At 56.0% G+C, this 19,281-nt stretch carries 15 protein-coding genes; 9 read left to right on the forward strand and 6 right to left on the reverse strand.

The genetic code is table 11. The annotated features are described in order from the left end of the window. Positions 1-70: 70 nt before the first annotated feature. Together ald and IM700_RS00845 are read right to left on the reverse strand one after the other, a co-directional pair. The gene (ald, locus tag IM700_RS00840; RefSeq protein ID WP_193415658.1) at positions 71-1,204 is read right to left on the reverse strand and encodes an alanine dehydrogenase; all 1,134 of its coding nucleotides are present in this window, start codon (positions 1,202-1,204) and stop codon (positions 71-73) included. A gap of 165 nt (positions 1,205-1,369) precedes the next feature. Further along, positions 1,370-2,617, reverse strand: a complete 1,248-nt coding sequence (locus IM700_RS00845) for a PucR family transcriptional regulator (RefSeq protein ID WP_193415657.1) — start codon at positions 2,615-2,617, stop codon at positions 1,370-1,372. Positions 2,618-2,685: 68 nt separating this feature from the next. Here IM700_RS00845 and alr point away from each other — a divergent pair, with 68 nt between their 5' ends. Further along, positions 2,686-3,864: an alanine racemase gene (alr, locus tag IM700_RS00850; protein WP_193415656.1), complete on the forward strand. Its 1,179-nt coding sequence runs from the start codon at positions 2,686-2,688 to the stop codon at positions 3,862-3,864. 156 nt (positions 3,865-4,020) lie between these two features. On the opposite strand, the gene IM700_RS00855 is transcribed toward alr, so the two are convergent. After that, on the reverse strand, positions 4,021-4,950 hold the full coding sequence (locus IM700_RS00855) for an ArsR/SmtB family transcription factor (RefSeq protein WP_155608303.1): 930 nt from the start codon (positions 4,948-4,950) through the stop codon (positions 4,021-4,023). A 197-nt stretch (positions 4,951-5,147) separates the two neighbouring features. Here IM700_RS00855 and IM700_RS00860 point away from each other — a divergent pair, with 197 nt between their 5' ends. The 3 genes from IM700_RS00860 to IM700_RS00870 all read left to right on the forward strand — a co-directional run bounded on the left by IM700_RS00860 (position 5,148) and on the right by IM700_RS00870 (position 10,391). Beyond that, positions 5,148-7,898, forward strand: coding sequence for a glycoside hydrolase family 2 protein (locus IM700_RS00860; protein WP_193415655.1), 2,751 nt, complete (start codon positions 5,148-5,150; stop codon positions 7,896-7,898). A 187-nt stretch (positions 7,899-8,085) separates the two neighbouring features. Further along, the gene (locus IM700_RS00865) at positions 8,086-9,018 is read left to right on the forward strand and encodes an aldo/keto reductase (protein ID WP_193415654.1); all 933 of its coding nucleotides are present in this window, start codon (positions 8,086-8,088) and stop codon (positions 9,016-9,018) included. 5 nt (positions 9,019-9,023) lie between these two features. Next, the gene (locus IM700_RS00870) at positions 9,024-10,391 is read left to right on the forward strand and encodes an MATE family efflux transporter (RefSeq protein WP_193415653.1); all 1,368 of its coding nucleotides are present in this window, start codon (positions 9,024-9,026) and stop codon (positions 10,389-10,391) included. Between the two features lie 77 nt (positions 10,392-10,468). Here the strand turns inward: IM700_RS00870 and IM700_RS00875 are convergent, their stop codons facing one another. Further along, a complete protein-coding gene (locus IM700_RS00875) occupies positions 10,469-11,401 on the reverse strand; it encodes an S-layer homology domain-containing protein (RefSeq protein WP_193415652.1) in 933 nt (310 codons plus the stop codon). Positions 11,402-11,591: 190 nt separating this feature from the next. Further along, complete coding sequence (locus IM700_RS00880; RefSeq protein WP_193415651.1) at positions 11,592-12,374, reverse strand: Cof-type HAD-IIB family hydrolase; 783 nt, start codon at positions 12,372-12,374, stop codon at positions 11,592-11,594. 197 nt (positions 12,375-12,571) lie between these two features. Here IM700_RS00880 and IM700_RS00885 point away from each other — a divergent pair, with 197 nt between their 5' ends. Beyond that, positions 12,572-13,531: an alpha/beta fold hydrolase gene (locus IM700_RS00885; RefSeq protein ID WP_155608297.1), complete on the forward strand. Its 960-nt coding sequence runs from the start codon at positions 12,572-12,574 to the stop codon at positions 13,529-13,531. Between the two features lie 271 nt (positions 13,532-13,802). Next, complete coding sequence (locus IM700_RS00890) at positions 13,803-14,309, forward strand: CYTH domain-containing protein (protein ID WP_155608604.1); 507 nt, start codon at positions 13,803-13,805, stop codon at positions 14,307-14,309. Positions 14,310-14,345: 36 nt separating this feature from the next. Here the strand turns inward: IM700_RS00890 and IM700_RS00895 are convergent, their stop codons facing one another. Continuing rightward, positions 14,346-15,104 (reverse strand): SGNH/GDSL hydrolase family protein, encoded by a 759-nt coding sequence (locus IM700_RS00895; RefSeq protein ID WP_244868557.1) that lies wholly within the window; start codon positions 15,102-15,104, stop codon positions 14,346-14,348. Between the two features lie 226 nt (positions 15,105-15,330). On the opposite strand from IM700_RS00895, the gene IM700_RS00900 reads away from it, so the two are divergent. The 3 genes from IM700_RS00900 to IM700_RS00910 all read left to right on the forward strand — a co-directional run bounded on the left by IM700_RS00900 (position 15,331) and on the right by IM700_RS00910 (position 19,281). Further along, complete coding sequence (locus tag IM700_RS00900) at positions 15,331-16,314, forward strand: Gfo/Idh/MocA family protein (protein ID WP_280516418.1); 984 nt, start codon at positions 15,331-15,333, stop codon at positions 16,312-16,314. 547 nt (positions 16,315-16,861) lie between these two features. Continuing rightward, a complete protein-coding gene (locus IM700_RS00905) occupies positions 16,862-17,845 on the forward strand; it encodes a sugar-binding protein (protein WP_155608602.1) in 984 nt (327 codons plus the stop codon). Continuing rightward, entirely contained in the window at positions 17,842-19,281 is a 1,440-nt protein-coding gene (locus IM700_RS00910; RefSeq protein WP_155608601.1) for a sensor histidine kinase, read from the forward strand. Before IM700_RS00905 ends, IM700_RS00910 begins: the two co-directional genes overlap by 4 nt.

Consider the following 19,281-nt stretch of genomic DNA (forward strand, 5'->3'; position numbering starts at 1 on the left):
GCCGACACAAAAAGAGACCCGCCGCAAAGGAACGGATCTCTTGGATCAAGCAAGTTGCTGCGAAGGTCGCCTAGTTGGCGGGGTTCCCGGCCAGCTCCAGCACCTGCTCGACGGGGACGTACTCGAAGTGCAGGTCTCGTGCGACGGAGGCGTACGTAATCGCGCCGCCGGCGACGTTGACTCCTTTGCGCAGCGCGGCTCGTTCGCTAAGCGCCGCGTAAAGACCCTTCGAGGCGATCTCCAGCGCGTAAGGCAGCGTGGCATTGGCCAGCGCCAGCGTCGAGGTGCGCGGCACCGCGCCCGGCATGTTCGCCACGGCGTAGTGGACGACGCCATGCTTCACGTAAGTCGGATCGGAGTGGGTGGTGATCCGGTCGACCGTCTCGAAAATGCCGCCTTGGTCGATGGCTACGTCCACCACGACCGAGCCGGGACGCATTGCCTTCACCATGCTTTCCGTGACTAGCTTCGGCGCTTTGGCGCCGGGGATCAACACCGCACCGATCACCAGGTCGGATTCGCCAACCGCCTCGGCGATGTGCTGCGGATTGGACATCAACGTCTGTACGCTTGCGCCGAAGATGTCTTCCAACTGCCGCAGACGATCCGCGTTCAGATCGATGATCGTCACGTCGGCGCCCAGGCCGATGGCTACCCGGGCCGCATTCGTCCCGACGACGCCTCCGCCGATGATCGTCACCTTGCCGCGCTTGACGCCAGGCACACCGCCCAGCAGGATGCCTTTGCCCCCCTGCGGCTTCTCCAGAAACTGCGCCCCGATTTGCACCGACATCCGCCCGGCGACTTCGCTCATCGGCGTTAACAGCGGCAGCGTTTTGTTCACTTCGACCGTTTCGTAAGCGATGGCCGTGACGCCATGGTCCTTTAGCGCCTGGGTCAGCTCCGGCTCCGGAGCCAAATGCAAATACGTAAACAGGATCAAGCCTTGTCGGAAAAAGCCATACTCCGACGGCTGCGGTTCCTTTACCTTCATCACCAGGTCGGCGGACCAAGCATCCGCCGCGCCCACGATCACCTTGGCCCCGGCGGCCGCGTATTCCGTATCTTCAAAGCCGCTGCCGGCCCCGGCGTTCGTCTCGATCAACACCTGATGTCCCGCGTTCACCAGCGAGTAGACGCCCGAAGGGGTCAGGGCCACCCGGTTTTCATTGTTTTTGATTTCTTTCGGCACTCCAACGATCATGATGTTTCCTCCTCCGTCAATTTTGCTGACGACGATTCCGGCATAAAGCCTATTTTGTCCAGAAATCGGCTAAACCTGTCAATAGATTTGACATCAGTATAGGACAGGAACGGCAGGTTTTGTTTGTGGAGATCGAAGAAAAAAAACCGCCGTGTTTGTGAAATTTCACAAATCGCGGCTGTCGCCGAAACGCTCGGCTTTCAGGTCCAGGTACAACGTTACTTTTTGCTCCATGCTGGCCAGGTCAATCCGGCCGATTTCGGCGATTCGTTTCAGCCGGTAATTCAACGTATTCGCATGAATGTGCAGCGCATCGGCGGCCGTCTTGGCATTGCTGTCATACGTCAAAAAAACTTCCAGCGTATGCAGCAGCTCGCTGTGGTGCTCCGAATCGTACGTACGCAACCTGGCCAGCGGGGCGTTAACGTTGCTTCGCTTCCGCGTTTCCTGCCAGATAAGCGGCAGATAGCGACAGTAACCGAGATCGCCGTACATTGCCAAGTCGCCCGTTTCCGAGGGGAACCGCCGTTTCACCTGAAGCAGGAGCAACGCCTCGCGGTAGCTGTCCTCCAGCCGTCCATATTCGCTATAGAGACAACCGCTGGCCAGTCCGTCATAATCCGCTTTGAAAAAGGAACGCAAGTTCCGCTGGAGAAGTTGGAGTTGGCCTGCGATTCCCTCCATGGAGCCCGCCACGATCGGGGCGCACAGCAGGATCACTTGATTTTTATCGACGGCTCGCAGCACGACCCGGCTGTTGCTGCAGATGGAGGCGAATTTCTCCAGCGCCTGTTGCTGCCAGGGTTCCTTAACTTCGGCGGCAAACTGCAGGATGACCACATGGAATTGCAGGGGGAGAGCGATTCCGATCCGGTGGGCCTTATCCCGGATGAGGGCTTCATTGGTTAGGTGCCCGGTCAGCAGTTGCCAGAAAAAATCCCGATGCGCCTCGTCTTCTTTATGGCGCTGGAGCTGCCATTGCGCCATTTTCGTGCGGGCGGCTCGGGCCGCTTTCATTAACAAGGCCATTTCCCGGTCCGAGAAGGGCTTTTCGGTCTCCAGCACCCATATGAACCCGACAACCCGAGTGCCCGAGCGGATGGCGGTCGCGACCCGTTCGCTCAGCCCCACCTCGCTAATCGCGGCGATGCGGATCGGCGTTTCGCTGTCCAGCAGGCGGGGAATGACGCCGTCCCGCCACAAGCTGCCGATGACCTGATCGGGCACGCGGCGGCCGACGATGGTGGCCAGCCTCGCCGCGTCGGTTTCCGGCACGTGCGAGCTGTAGGCGACCAGGCGGTGGTTCGCGTCTTCGATCGTGACCGGACGGCCCAGCGCTTCGCTGATTTTTTCCGCGAGCAGTTCCAGATTGTCGGAGTAAGGTTCGAATGGGTCGTCCTGATCTTCTCGCATGGGGGGGCACCTCCGATACATGGATATTTTCAAAATCATCAATCGATAACGGAAAGAGGTTAAACGCGATGACGACAACGCAAACGAGGATCTTCTCATCCACCGGTTACCGCGATACCTGGGCGGAAGTATCGCTGGATGCGATTGCCCATAACGCGGGCCTGTTTCGTAAACAGGCAGCCGAGGGCTGCAGGGTGATGGCCGTGGTCAAGGCAAACGGGTATGGGCATGGAGCCGTACAGGCGGCGCAAGCCGCGATCCGCGCAGGCGCCGAATACCTGGGCGTTGCCCTCGTCGACGAAGCGCTGCAGCTTCGGGCCGCCGGTATATCACAGCCTATTCTCGTGCTCGGCTACACGCCACCGCATGGGGTGGAAATGGCCGTCCGGCACGGGGTTACCCTCACGGTGTATACCGAGGACGTGCTGCGGGAAGCGATCGCTTGCGCGAGAAAACAAGGGTGCGAGGCCCGCATACATTTGAAATACGATACCGGGATGACCCGGATCGGCTTGCCTTCCGCCGAAGCGGTGATCGGGATGGCCGCACAAGCCGCGGCCGCCTCGCCCTTTGTCGTGCTGGAAGGTTTGTTTACGCATTTTGCCGATGCGGACGGTCCCGATCCGGCGTTTACCATGGAACAATTCGCACGGTTCGAAGCCTGCATCGACGCTTTGGAAGCCGTCGGCCTGCACATCCCGATCAAGCATTGCTGCAATAGCGCCGCGGCCATGCGCTTTCCGTGGATGCATCTCGACATGATCCGGGTGGGGATCGCGTTGTACGGGTTATATCCTTCCGCGCTGCTGCAGCTGCCGGAATATCCGCTGCGGCAGGCGATGCAGCTGAAGTCGAAAATCGCCTCGCTCCAGCGGATCGAACCGGGCCGCACCGTCGGCTACGGCCGGACGTACCGGGCGGCAAAGGAACGAATCATCGCCACCATTCCGGTGGGGTATGCTGACGGCCTGTCGCGGGCGCTGTCCAATCGCGGTTGCGCGTTGGTGCGCCGGCAGCGGGTCCCGATCATCGGCCGGATCTGCATGGATCAGGCGATGCTGGACGTGACCGAAGCGGAAAACGTCCGCGCGGGCGACGAGGTCGTGATCTTCGGCGAAAATGGAGCGGAGGCGTCGATTTCAATCGACGAAGTGGCCGCCTGGATGGGGACGATCAATTACGAAGTCGTTTGTTTGATCGGTTCAAGAGTGCCGCGCGTTTACCCCGACGCTCCACAATTCATGTGATAATAGGTACCATGACTTTGGTATCATAATCCAAGTTTTGGGTTGCGTAAAGAGGAATTTCCTCGGTTTTTCGCGACATACCCCGTGTATGTTATATTACCTAACACAAAACCCCTGCTCTAACAATCAGAGTAGGGGTTTTGCGATGGGAAATGATCAGGTTCGGCGAGTGAATGATAACACGATGTCCTGCGGGTAATCGCCAAAGCCGCTGCCGAAAAGGTTAAGCCCGCGTGGGTTGGCGGCATCCTCGCGAACCTCGAAGCGGACGCGGATCGGCTCGTTGAACGCCAAGCCCAGTCCGGAGATCGCGGTAGGCCCGGCGGAAACGCCGTTGACGAAGCTGCCTTCCGGGGTCACTCGCCATTCGGTAAGCTGTCCGTACTGGGTGCCGCCTTTCCACTTCTCGGATGTCAGCTTGCCCTGGCGCTCGCCAAAATCGCCGGGACTGGTCCAGGTGCCAACCGGCATGCCGTTCACGCTGACCGTAATGTCGGAAGGCCAATCTTCCCGGAACCCCGGGGCCTCGGAACAAACCTCCGCCCGGATGCAGAGTTCCTCCAGCTCTACGCTTGGCGGCAGCGGATTGGCAAAGTAGTATTCGACGTACCCCGCCTCGGCGAACCATAACAGCGCGGCCTCGGTCCGCTCCGGCATGTAAAACGCCCTCGGATCATCCTGAGAGCCGATCAGGCCTGCATCGCGCCCGACCATGCCGCATGGCGGGCTTACCGAGCAGATGGAATACATGCCGATGGGCATATGAATTTCTTCTACATGATGGAGCCCTTCTCCCGGCTGGGTCGGGAGTTCCAGGAGAATGGAGCGGCAGGTAACCGAGCAGATTTTCTCCCGGTTGGCCCCGGGGGAAGAGACGATCAGTTCAGCCTGCTCCAGGATCTGTACGTTGATGGAAATGGTCGGCTGGGCGACGCCAAGCGATTCAGCCAACTGGCTGATGCTCATCGGCTGCCTGCCCAACGCTTCGAGGATGCGGACGCGGACGTCCCCGGACAACGCTTTGGCCACGTCGAGAATCCGGGAGGCCGGATAGCGTTGGGTGTCCTGACGGTACGGTTCACTCATCTAAATATTCCTTTCTTCGAACGGTAGTCAAAAAGTCAAAACACGTATCGGCATCAAACCTGTAGCCAGTGTACCTCAAAAACGTTATATTGTAAATTTATAATATACATTGTGATTATATAATATATGTGCTATCATGGGGGCGAAATGATCCGAATAATCATGTTCCAGTTGAAAAGGAAAGGTGTGCAAACTTGATGACGAAACCATCGTTAACGACCGGAGCGACCGCAATTCCACGCCCGGAGCATCCCCGGCCGGATTGGCAGCGTGCGGATTGGCTTAATCTGAACGGGACCTGGTCGTTCCAGTTCGAGCCGATCGCCGTAGGGCCCGGCACGTCCCGGGAGGATGGAGAAGCAAAGGATTTTTCGGAACGGATCGAGGTGCCGTTTTCCTGGTCTAGCCCGTTGTCCGGCATTGGTAACAACGAAGCCGGCGTCGGCTGGTACCGGCGAACCGTCATCTGGCGGCCGGAAGCGTCCAGGTCGCGGATTTTCCTCCATTTTGGGGCCGTGGATTATCAGTGCGACGTTTGGGTTAACGGTTTCCATGCCGGATCGCACCGAGGCGGATATGGCAATTTCGAGTTTGAAGTGACGGACTGTTGGAACGCGGAGGGGGAGAATACGATCCTGGTTCGCGCGGAGGATGCAGACGGAGACGATCAGGCACGCGGCAAGCAGGGGTACGGCGAGATTCGCGGCATTTGGCAGCCGGTCTGGCTGGAAGCGCGGCCGCAAACCTACGTGCAGAATGCGAAGTTCCACACGTGTCTCGACGGCCAGGTTGAAGTGACGGCCCGCATCATAGCCAAGGAAGCTTCGGCGGCTAAGCTCGCCCTGCGGTTTCAGGACGGGACCGTAGAGCATACGGAAGAATTGACGTTGGTCGCAGGCGAGAATAAGGTCCACCTCTCGTTTAAGGTGGCGGAGCCCCGGCTGTGGAGTCCGGAAACGCCGCACTTGTATGAGGGGGAACTGCGGCTGATGGTTGCCTCCGAGGAAGACACGATCGCCACATATTTCGGCATTCGAGAAATCGGCACCGCCCGATTCGGGCAGCGGGATTACCGCTGGATCACGTTGAACGGAAAGCCGATTTACCTGAATGGCGCGCTGGACCAATCGTTTCACCCGACCGGGTATTTCACCTATCCGACCGACGAGGACATGCGGGACGAAATTTACCTGATGAAGCGACTCGGGCTTAACTTTGCCCGGATTCACATCAAACCGGAAGAACCCCGCAAGTTGTATTGGGCGGATAAGCTGGGGCTGCTCATCATGCAGGATATGCCCTGCTTCTGGGGCGCGCCGGACGCGAAAGCTCGGACATCCTACGAAAGCGAAGCGCGCGAGGTCATCGAGCGGGACTACAATCACCCGTCGATTTTTGCCTGGATCATGTTCAACGAAACGTGGGGGTTAAAATCGGGGAAAGCGGCCGGCAGCTTGACCGGGGATGAATGGGGCAACATGAATTATTTGCCCGAGACCCAGCAGTGGGTTCAAGGGATTTACCGCTGGGCCAAAGAGACGGATCCGACGCGCCTCGTGGAGGATAATTCCGCCTGCAACTGGGACCATGTCGAAACGGACTTGAACACGTGGCATTTTTACGTGAACGGGTACGAGAAGGTGCGTGAGCATATCGGCAATGTGGTGGCCAACACGTATCCGGGGTCGTCGTTTAACTATATCGGCGGGCGAACGCAGACGGACGCGCCCCTGATGAACAGCGAATGCGGCAATGTATGGGGCATCGAGCACAGCGCGGGGGATAGCGACCTGGCCTGGCATTACCATTACATGCTGAACGAATTCCGCCGTCATGATAAAATGTGCGGTTTCGTATTCACGGAGTTTCGGGACGTGACAAACGAATTCAACGGGTATTACCGGCTGGACGGAACGGAAAAAGACTTCGGTTACGGCGGTTTCGTGCCGGGTATGTCGCTTACCGACCTGCATTCGCCGGATTGGATTGTCATCGATGCGCCTCCATCGCAAACGGTCGCCGCCGGGGCGAAGGTGTCTGTGCCCCTGCTTGGCTCCAGCTTCTCAGACCGGTACCACGGCCGCACGCTCCAACTTGTTTGGGAGCTGTGGTACGACGACCTTGGCATCCGCGTCGTGGCGGACCGCGGCGAGCGTGCGATCGCCTGGGAGGATTACGGCGCGGCGGAGCTGGCTCCGCTCGAGATCGCGATGCCTAAGCAGGACGCCGTTGCGGTGCTAGCCTTGCGGCTGGTCGCCGAGGGAGGCGAGACGGTGTCGCGCAACTTCGCTGCGTTCGACGTGCGCGGCGGTGCCACCGCTTCTGACCCCGTCGGTGTGCATACAGTAAGCGTTCCGGTGGGCGGTTTTGCGCAACAGACGTTTGCGCTGCAATGGGAGTCAATTCTAGGAGCGAAGGCGAGCGGCGCGGGCGCGGGCGCCTTCACGTATGAGGTTCGGTTGCCGGACCGGGAGGAGCATGCGCTGATCGGCGACATCGAAATCGCCTTCGAAGCCGGCGCCAAAAGGGTGCTCGCCCGCAACCTCGAAGGCGTCAAAACGCAAGATCACGGGATCGGCTACATGCACGGGGCTTCCGCAGACGTCGAATACAACCCGAACACCTACTACATGACGGATGAAATCCGCCATGAATCCAAGGTGACGGTTTGCATCGACGGCGAGCCTGTCGGAAGCGTGCACCTCCCCGACGATCCGGCGGATGCCCGCGGCATATTGTCTTGGCATTACCAGCCGGTGGACAACCGCTTGGACGAGGCCGGTTCGTACGGGTATCTCTGCCGCATCAAGGTACCTGGGCGCATCGCCGTCAAACTGGATCGCAGCCGCCATTTCCGGCTGGAGCTGCGTGCCGGGGAAGGCGGGCTGGCGCTGTACGGCCGGAACGCCGGGCGCTATCCGCTGGACATTCAGGTACGCTGCCACTAATCCGCAGATTCATTCCCCGTAAGGCGAGAGACCGTCCGTTTATTCCCGGACGGTCTTTTGCGTATGAGACGAGCGACATGCGCCATACCGTTACGTCGATATTCTCTTGCACGCATTGCCCAATCGGTCTAGAATTGGGCATGAGATCTGATAAATTTAAATCCAAACATCGCAGGAGCGTGAGAGGATGAAGTACAGAAGGTATGGGACGACCGGCAAGCAGGTGTCGGAAATCGGCTTTGGCGCTTGGCAGCTCGGCAATAAGCAGGATTGGGCGTCGATGGAGGACGAGGTGGCTGTCCGTCTGGTGCATGAAGCGCTGGACCTCGGAGTCAACTTTTTTGATACCGCTCCCAATTATGGTCAAGGCAAAAGCGAGGTGTTGCTCGGCAAAGCCCTGGAAAGAAAACGCGAGAAAGCGGTCATCAATACGAAATTTGGCCATTCCCCGGAAGGGACGGATTATTCGGCGGCCCAAATTCGAAATTCGATCGAACGCAGCTTAATGCGGCTGCAGACTGATTATGTCGACTCCGTATTGATCCACAACCCCCCGTTCGACCACCTGGACGGCAAATATGGCCACTATCAGGTGCTGGAGGATCTTAAGGCAGAAGGCAAAATCCTGGCGTACGGCGTGTCGGTCGATTCTAGCCGTGAGATGCTTGAAGTGCTGGAGCACGCCCGTCCGGGTGTTATGGAAGTGATGTTTAACATCTTTTATCAGGAAACGGCGCAGGCGTTCCAGTTGGCGAAGGAGAAGGAGGTTGCATTAATCATCAAGGTACCGCTTGATTCCGGCTGGTTGTCGGGTAAATATCAGGGTACCAGCTCGTTCTCGGGTGTTCGCAGCCGCTGGTCCCCGGAGGTCATTCGGACCCGCGCGAAATTGGTGGAGCAGATTCGCTTTTTGGAGGATGAGCAAACGACGATGACGATGGCAGCGCTGCGTTTTATTTTGGCATACCCGGAAGTCGCGACGGTCATTCCCGGCGTTCGGAATAGCGCTCAGCTTCGTGAGAATGTGGCTGCCAGTGATGCGGAGCTGCCTGAAGCGGCGCTGAGACAATTACAGGACCTATGGGAACGAGAGATCCGTTTCAAATCATTGGGCTGGTAACCTGAATGAAGTTTATGGTGCAGGATCAAGCATTTTACCGCAGTTTTTTCAGACTCACCTGGATCATTGCGCTGCAAAATGTCATTTCCTTTGGCGTGAATTTATCGGATAATATCATGCTTGGCGGATACAGCGAATCGGCTTTATCCGGGGTAGCCCTTGCGAATCAGCTCCAATTCCTGTTGCAGATGCTCGTCATGGGCGTAGGCGAGGGCGTGGTAATTCTGTCGTCGCGAGCCTGGGGGGCTCGGGACATGACAACCATCAAGAGGGTTGCCAGCATCGGAATGCGCCTCGCACTAGCTCTTGCCTTGGTACTTTGGCTGGCCGTGTTCTTGTTCCCTCATGGGTGTCTGTCCTTGTTCACGAACGAGGACAGCGTCATCGTCGAAGGGGCCAAGTATTTACGAATCATCGGCTTCTCGTATCTCTTTTTTGCGGCGACCAATCTACTGTTGGCTTCCTTACGCAGCGTAGAAACGGTCAGAGTCGGATTTATTCTCTCTCTGTCGACGTTAATCATCAACGTCTGCCTGAACTATTTGCTGATTTACGGGCATTTCGGCTTCCCCGCATGGGGCGTCCGCGGATCCGCGGCGGCGACGTTAACGGCCCGAATCATCGAGCTAGCGATCGTATTGGTGTATCTGAAACGAGTGGATCGGAAAATCAATTTTGCGCTGAGGGATTTCTTCCACTTTGATCGGGTAACGTTTAAACAATACGTCAGCGTCGGCTCGCCGATCCTGATGTCCAATGCGCTCTGGGGACTGGCTATGGCGGTGCAGTCCGGAATTTTGGGACATATGGGGGAAGCGGCGATTGCCGCAAACAGCATCGCAACGACGGTCTTTCAAATCGTCTCGGTCGTGACGTATGCTTCCGCCAGTGCGACGGCCGTCATTATCGGAAAAACGATTGGTGCCGGACATCCGGAGAAAATCAAGCCTTACGCCCAGACGCTGCAGGTGCTTTACTTGATCATTGGTTTGGGGACGGGCGTGGTTCTCTTTTTGATCAAGGATGTGGTGCTGGACTTCTATGCCATATCCCCTGAATCCAAGGCACTGGCTCTCCAATTTATGACGGTACTTTCGATCACGGCGGTAGGCACAGCCTACCAAATGCCGGCGCTGACGGGAATCGTGCGAAGCGGGGGAGATACGAGATTTGTGTTGTACAACGACTTCATTTTCATGTGGTTGATCGTGCTGCCCTCGGCTTTCCTGTGCGCCGCCGTGTTTGGGCTTTCGCCGTTATTGACGTTTATTTGCCTCAAATCCGACCAAATTCTGAAATGCTTCGTAGCCGTTGTAAAGGTGAACCGATATCGCTGGATTCGGACGTTTGGAACACCAGAACCCCAAGGATGAACACAAAAAAAAGAATGGACCGCGAGAGTCCGGCAGTTGCCGGTCCTTGGGTCCATTCTTTTCTCGTTTAAAGCGAATTATTTCGATTGTGCGCCGAGCACCGGTTGGTAGCCCGCCGGGATATACGTAACGGCCGTCACTTCAGAAATAACCTGCGGGTAAAATTGTCCGGGTTGAGGTGCCACAACGCGATAGTCGATAATGGCTTTCCCGTCTTTGAATGTGATACTCGAAACTTCCAGGCCGTACCCTGGGTGCGGCGCCATCGCGGTAATCGACACTTTCGTGATGTCGTTCGAGATTTTGTCTGTATTCATCCCGAAGTCGTATAGGCTTCCGGGAACCGGGTTTTCAACGGGTTGACGGTCCTCAATAAACTGCAAGGTCCGGTCAAGCATGCCGGCGGCTTCGCTGCGGGAGACCGGTTGCTTCGGTCCGAAATTCCCCTTTTTATCCAACGTGACGATTTTGGCCTGAAGAAGAGACTGGATGCTGTTCATATAATCTTTGTTGATTTGTTTCTCATCATTGATGTTCAAATATTGCATCGTCCACATGTAATCGCCCTTGGTGCTCAGTCCTTTGAACAGCCAGTGGCTGAACTGCTCCTTCGTCACTTTAGCGGCCGGATTGATGTCCTTGGGAATGTCCAGCCCATAGTAGTTCGCGATGACGAAAGCTTCGGCATACCAGGCGTTATCGTTAACCTTGGTGTAATAATCGCTGGCTTTTGGCATTTTGATGAACCGGATGGTATCGAAGTTCAAGTCCAGCGTTTGAACGATCAGGGAGACGGCGGAAGCGCCGGTCAGTTTCTGGGCCGGATAGTAGCGGCCGTGGAAATCTCCTTTAATGATCCCCCGTTTCTCGAGGCGTTCGATCGCTTTCTGCTCCTTGTCGCCCTTAATATCATTAAAGGCCGAGGCGGTGCCGCCGAACATCAGGGTGAATACAATCACCATCAGCAGCGTCAGCTTCGGAAATTTGGATAAAGTTTTTTTCGTTTTCATTCGCAATTCCCTCCTGGAACCATAGTTAGTTAAACGCAACATATCCGCCGGGTTGCTTCACTGTTCAGCAGCGCCCGACGAGGCGAGGCTTAAGTGTCAATTCCCTCCTCCCGGATACGGTTTGATTTAACCCTTTGACGCAGGAAGTGTTAGAGATGTTTCACTTGATCTTCAATTTTTTGCGAGATCCTTAGGAAATCAACCCTGTGTGGCGCAGCCCTTGGCGAATCCCGCCTTCATCCACGGAGGCGGTGACGTAATTGGCGAAAGGCAGCAAGTCCGGATGGGAATTGCCCATGGCGATGCCAAGTCCAACCTCCTGCAGCATTTCCTTGTCGTTCAAACCGTCGCCGAAAGCTACGGCCTCGGAAAGGGGGATGCCAAGGCGCTCCAGCATAGCCGCGATACCAACGGCTTTAGACCCGCCGCGGATCGTCACGTCCATGGCTTTCGGGTGCCAGCGGATCAGGCGCAGATCGTCGAACTGCCCCTCATACAGAGACTCATCCTGCTCTTCACAGTGCAAGAACGCTTGAAACACCGGGGCCTTGCTCCAGAATTCGGGATCGAATCCCGGATGCTCTACCTTTAGGGAATCGATGGACTCGACGATAAACGGGTGAGCATCGGTATTGGCATAGTAACGTTCATGTCCCTGAAACACGAGCGGATGCCGATGGCGTCCAGATAGTTCAACCAGCTTCCGGAGACTTTGCGGGGGCAGAGCGCGCTGGTACAGCGGCTCCCCCCGGTATACGACGTAAGCGCCGTTCAGACTGACGAAGGATTCGATGTGCAGCAGCTTCGCGATCGGTTCAAAAAAGTACGGCGCCCGCCCGGTCGCAATGACCGGCTCGATGCCGTTCGCTTTCAATTCGGCGATGGCCTTGATCGTATCCTCAGGCACCTGCTTGTCCTCGTTCACCAGGGTGCCGTCGATATCGAAAAAGACGATTTTGTAGTTGTTGTTCATTTGAAAAGCTCCTATCCGTTCGTAATTTTATTTATCTATAAAAATAGTCTAACATGCGGGCGCAAGCCGGTCATAATCCTCCGTTCCTCTTGTACAGAAAGCGTTGTCAAGCTATACTGTGAGCGATGGCCCGGCGACTGCGGCTGCAGTCAAGCCGGACGGTGAAATCAAACCCTATTGTGGAGAGGAAGAGATCAATGCCGGTTATCGACATGCCTTTGGACGAATTACGCAAGTACAGGGGAATCAACCCGAAGCTTCCGGATTTCGATGCTTACTGGGAAGTGGCACTGCGCGAGATGCGCGCCGTTGATCCGCAGGTACGTATCGAAAAGGCCGATTATCAACTGCCGGGTGTGGAATGTTATCATCTTTATTTTACCGGAGTCAAGGGAGCGCGCATTCATGCCCAATATGTGCGTCCGGCGAAATTCGAAGGCCCCGCCCCGGCCGTAGTCCTGTTTCACGGCTATTCCGCGAATTCCGGCGACTGGAGTGAGAAGCTTGGATATGCTTCGCTGGGCTTCCACGTGTTCGCCATGGATTGCCGCGGACAGGGAGGTAAGTCGGAAGACGTCGGCGGGACGATCGGAAATACGCTGCAAGGGCATATCATCCGCGGGGTGGACGGGGATCCGCAAAACATGCTGTTCCGCCATATTTTCCTGGATGCCGTGCAACTGACGGGCATCGTCATGGACCTGTCGGAGGTGGACGAGAACCGCGTTGGCGTGACCGGTTGGTCGCAAGGCGGCGGGATCACGTTGGCCTGCGCCGCGCTCGAGCCGCGTGTTCGCCGGGCGGCCCCAGTCTATCCATTCCTGTCCGACTACCGTCGGGTGTGGGAGATGGACTTGGCCCGGAACGCTTACGAGGAGCTGCGGCTGTATTTCCGCCGCTTTGATCCGCAGCATGAGCGGGAGGAAGAGCTGTTCGCCAAGCTGGGGTATATCGACGTGCATCATCTGGCGAGCCGCATTCAAGCCGAAGTGCTGATGGGGGTTGGATTGATGGATGAGATTTGTCCGCCATCCACCCAATTTGCAGCCTACAACGCGATTTCCTCGCCGAAGAAGCTGGAGATCTTCCCAGACTTCGGTCACGAAGGATTGCCGGGCATGCCCGATAAGATCGTCCAGTTTATGCTTGGTTTGTAAGAAAAAGCCGTCCAGGAGTCTGCGACTCCTTGGGCGGCTTTCCGCTTTCGTGATAAAGTAAGGACTACACCGTGAAGCCGGAGGTCATGTCCTGCAGCTTTTGCGCCATCCGCGACAACTGGTCCGCGGTGTGATCGATTTTCACGTGATTGTCCCCCTAGGTATGTACTCGTATAATGGATGATGTAGCTCATTGTAGCTGGGACGACTGAATCCAGTATGAATGACAACTGAAAGTTTTACTGAAAAGAAAAGCGAGGGGGTTGTTCCGTTGGCGCTGGAAATTGAACGCAAGTTTCTGCTGCCGGCGTATCCGGAGCATTTGATTCGGAAGGGAGAGCTTATTGTCCGGTCGGAACATGCGATCGACCAGACTTATTTGGCCCTTCATGAGGATCAGGAGCTGCGGGTTCGCAGAATCGAGGATTTGCGTACCGGAGAGATCCAATATACGCATACGTTCAAACGAGGGTTCGGCTTGTCCCGGGAAGAAGTGGAGGTATCCATTTCGGAGGGAATGTACGCCCAGATCACCGGGGTTCATCAGGCGGTTCCTCTGACCAAACGGCGGGTGACGGCCGAATGGGACAAGCTTACGGTGGAAATCGACGTCTACGACCAGATCGATTTTATCGTGCTGGAAGTCGAATTCGGATCGGAAGAGGAAGCACGGGCTTTTGTGGCCCCGGACTGGTTCGGGCCGGACATCAGCACCGACAAGCGATACAGCAACAAGAAGGTGTGGAGCGATTTGCAGCGCAGCAAAAAAGAGACCTGAAGTCCTCAGGTCTCTTCGTTTCATGCAGGGTATCGTCTATTCCAGCGCCAATCCGCCGTTGCCGTCGCGCAGCAGGAAGCGGTAGTTATTGCGAATGAACTCAAGTACCTTGTCGCAGATGATCCGGTGGCCGTCTTCGTTCGGGTGAATGCCGTCCGAGCAAAGAAATTTCGTATAATCGGGATGCTCCAGAAACGCGCCGCGCACGTCGATGAATTTGGTTTTGGTCATCTCCGAGACCTTCAGGATCGTCGAATTGTAGCGTTCCTGCCACCAATAAATCTTCGTGACGCTTCCAAGCCATTTCAGGATGTTCTTCTCCGCCTCCGGGTCGTTACGGCTGACCCATTGAAAATACTTGTCGGCGTTCAGCGGCGGCAAGCTCATCAGGACCGGGACGATCTGCTGGCTCTTAACGAATTGGATCGCTTCCGTCAGCATTTTTTCGAACAGATTAAAGTCGGTTTTCGGGCTGTGTTCTCCGTCTGGACGTTCAGCAATCTCGTTCCAGTTGAAATCGCAGTCGTTGCCGCCGTATTCGATCAGCACGATGTGGGGCTTATCCTTCTCTACGTCCTTCTTGAGGTTCGTGAGCCCCTTCATTAACGTGTTGCCGAAACGGGCGGTATTGTGTACCGCGCCCTTCAGTTTCTGCTGTAAGAGCGAAACGTAATTGTTCTCCAGTATGACGTATTTATGGCGTTGTTCGTCATAAATGACGCCTTTGGAGATGGAGTCCCCGCTGACCATGTACTTGATTTCATTTTTGGAAAAAAACTTGCTGTCGTAGATCACAGTCTCACCTCTCTCAGGCCTCGAAACTTAAGGTTTCCAGGTATAATGAATGGATTTCATGACGTTTCATTTCGTTACATCTATTGTAGATTAGTTTTCGCGCCTAGTGCAAGTAAGTTGTTCCTAATCGGAACGAATTTGTTTTAGCGTTCGAAAGTGGACAAGGGTGACAGGGAATGAGAGAATACGGGTAAAGCGACCATAACAAAGGGAGGAAATCACTTTGATACGTTTCGCCACGATTGGAACGAACTGGATTACGGAGCGTTTTATTCAGGCGGCTTTGGAAACGGAGCAATTTGCCTTAACGGCGGTTTACTCCCGGACCGAGCAGAAGGGCAAGGAATTTGCCGCCAAGTTCGGCGATCCTCAGGTATATACCGACTTGGAGGCCCTGGCATCCAGCTCCGACATTGATGCCGCCTACATCGCCAGCCCGAATTCATTACACGCGGAGCAGGCGATCCTGCTGATGGATCACGGCAAGCATGTGTTATGCGAGAAGCCGATGGCCTCGAACGCAGCGGAAATCCGGCGGATGATCGAAGCGGCGCGCCGCAACGACGTGCTGCTGATGGAGGCGCTCAAATCCACGCTGATGCCGAACTTCCGGGCGGTCCATGACAATTTGTACAAAATCGGCCGGGTACGGCGTTATTTTTCAAGTTACTGCCAGTATTCTTCGCGGTTTGACGCGTTTAAGCAAGGCAAGGTATTGAACGCTTTTAACCCCGCGTTTTCTAACGGTGCCTTGATGGATCTCGGCATCTACTGCATCTACCCGATGGTGACGCTCTTCGGTAAACCGGAATCCGTGCAAGCCTCCGCCGTGATGTTGTCCTCGGGCGTGGATGGAGAGGGCAGCCTGATCGTGCGGTACCCGGATATGGACGGCGTGATCATGTATTCGAAAATTACCGATTCCTATTTGCCGACGGAAATCCAGGGGGAGAACGGGACGATCGTGATCGATCGGATCAACCAGCCTTATGAGGCAAAAATCCTGTACCGCGACGGGACGACGGAGGAGTTGACGCGCTCCCAGCCGCAGGAGTCGATGTATTACGAGGCTATGGAGTTTATCGACCTGGTTAAAAACGGACAGCGGGAGAGCCAGATCAATACGCATACGCGTTCGCTGGCTGTCGCCGAACTGATGGAGGAAGCCAGACGCCAGTTCGGGCTGCGGTACGCGGCGGATGAAGCTTAAGGTGTCGGTGCTTCGTCCGATCAAGATCAAGCAGCGACCCGATTCCCGAGGACCCAAGCCGGATGTTTCCGGGTTGGGTTTTTGCTTTTGATCGTTCGGCCTGAGGCAAAGCGAGGGGGCTGGTGATGGTCCTTTTGCGGCGCTTTGCACCATTATCCCCTTCGCTCAGGTTGGAACGAAGCAGGCTAGCTTGTGGGGGCCTGATTCCTTGACATCCTGCACCATCCCATCACCGCACTATGCAAACTTCGCACCCAGCCATCTTCGCATCCTGCCATCTTCGTCCCATGCAATCTTTGCACTCTGCCATCTTTGTACCATGCCATCTTCGCGCATGCATTCTTCGCATTCTGCCATCTTCGTACCATCAATCTTCGCGCCATGCCATGCACGCACCTGAACGATGGACGCTCCTGAACGAAAGGGATAATCGTGCAAAGCGGCCCCAAGAGCATATCATAAATATTGCCATATCCTGGAACCTGCCTAAATTTCTCATTGCAACCGTTTACACCCTTGAGATAGGATAATCGAAGAGGTGAACAGGATGATCAAGGACAAGAAATGGCTGGCCGGCATGATGATCTGCATCGTAGTTTTGGTCTATTTGTTTATCGGCTTTGCCCGCTATTCCGGGAAAATCGGCAGCATTGTCAAGGAGCTGCAAGGGCAGCCCGCGAGCGGCGAGTCGCGTTATCATATCGTATTGATCGAGCAGGAGCGTTACCATCCTTATTGGGAAATGGTGGAGAAAGGCGCGGCGGAGGCGGCGGAGAAATACGGCATCGACATCGAGTTTACGGGGCCGGTGCGCAACAACATGGAAGAGCAACTGAACCTATTGGAAAAAGCGATCGCCGCCCGCGTCGACGCGATTATCGTGCAGGGACTGAACGAAGAGCGGTTCACGCCTGTGATCGACAAGGCGGTCCGACGCGGGATTCCCGTCGTGACGATCGACACCGACGCACCGGATAGCAAGCGGCTGGCTTATGTCGGCACCGACAATTTGGCCGCCGGCGAACGTCTGGGCCGTCTTGTCGTGGAGACGACCGGCGGTACCGGGAAGATCGGCGTGATCATCGGCAGCGATCAGGCCGCGAACCAACTGCAGCGATTGGACGGGCTGAAAAGAATCGTCGCCGAGCATGAGGGGCTTGAGATTGTCGACGTCCGCAGCTCGAACATCTCTCATATGGAGGCAATCCAGCAGGCAGCCAATATGCTCCGGAAGCATCCGGAGATCAACATTATGGTCGGCACGAGCGCGACCGACGCCCTCGGCGTCCTGCAGGCCGCCAAAAACCGCAATGACTTGACGATCATCGGCTTCGACAATCAGAAGGAAACGCTGGAGGCAATTCGCAAGGGCGAGATCGAGGCGACGGTCGCGCAGCAGCCTTTTTTGATGGGGGATACAGCCGTTCGACTGCTCTATGAGCACTTCGAAGGAAAACCGCTGAAGAAGAAGTACTTCACGGAAGTGAAAGTGCTGGATGCACGAAATGTGGAGGAGGGGGAGAGCTTATGAGCATCCGCCGCAAGCTGTTTCTGTTCATTCCGCTGCTGGTGCTGGTCATGAGCTCGGTGTCCTTCTTTCTATTCCAAAGCGGAAAGAACGTGCAGGAAAGCTATCATCTGATGATGAAGCGCATTTTGCTGTATAAAGAAATCTCCTATGAAGTAGGGGAGAATATGCGGTCGATGAACCGCTTCATCATGCAGATGGATACTGAAAGCTTGCCTGAAGTGGTCAAGCACTTGAACGCCGTCAAAACCTTGAGGTCCGATCTGGACGGGCTTCGAACGATCGGTGGGAGCGATCTGGCCCTAGCCAATTACCGCAACCTCATCGATACGTTCCTGGAGCAGGCCGAGGCGATGATCGAGAAGATCAGCTATGAGGATTCCGATACGATGGCCGGGGCCTATATCGAAGCGGAGCAGACTCAGCGCTTTATCCGCGAGGAGGCGCAGGAGCTGGTCGATTTGGAACTGGAGCAGTACAAGCCGATCTACGAAGAGATGATGTATACGACCGGCGAGCTGAACAAGTTGGGCATTTTGCTAGTGGTGACCGCGGCGGCCTTCAGTATCCTGCTTGCCATCTGGCTGTCGCGCAGCATCACGAATCCGATCCGCCGGCTGGTTGCCACTGCCAAGCAAATCTCCAAGGGGAGGATGGACACCAAGGCACCGGAAAGCGACAGCAACGATGAGATCAGCATTTTGTGCCGCGCGTTTAACGGGATGATCGATAACATCCAGCAACTGATGGCCGAGAACATTAACAATCTGGAGAAAGACCGGCTGGTCAAGGAGCTGGAGTTGAAGACGCTGCAAAGCCAGATCAATCCACATTTTCTCTTCAATACGCTGAATTCCATTTCCAAGCTGGCTTATCTCGAAGGGGCTGCCAAAACCAGCGATCTTGCCGTTTCCGTGTCGCGTCTGCTTCGTTACAATTTGCAGAAGCTGGACCAGGCGGTACCGCTTCGCGAGGAGGTGGCCCATGTCACCGAATACATGAACATCCAGAAGGCGCGGTTCCGCGATCGGATCGCTTTCGTGATCAACATCGACGAGCGCGCGTTGGACGGGAGGATTCCTTGCTTGACCCTGCAGCCGATATTGGAGAACGCCTTCGTGCACGGGATTGAGCAGATGGAAGAAGGGGCCGTGCTGGAGCTGGTGATCCGACTCGGCGGGGAGGACAAGGTCGAGATCGAAATCCGCGACAACGGCGTCGGCATGAGCCGTGAAACGGTGAATACGCTGCTGCAATCGGTGCGCGGGGACGCGCCGCGGTTCGGCGGCAAAGGGCAATCGACGGGTCTGGGCACGCATAATGTGTTCAAGCGGCTGCATTTATTTTTTGACGGGCAGGAACGCATCGCCATCGACAGCGAAGAAGGGGCCGGAACGGCCGTCAGGTTTACTCTGCCTCTTCGCACGAGCATGGAATAG

It is taken from the genome of Paenibacillus rhizolycopersici, from assembly GCF_014947195.2.
In the GTDB taxonomy this organism is placed as follows: Bacteria; Bacillota; Bacilli; order Paenibacillales; family Paenibacillaceae; genus Fontibacillus; species Fontibacillus rhizolycopersici.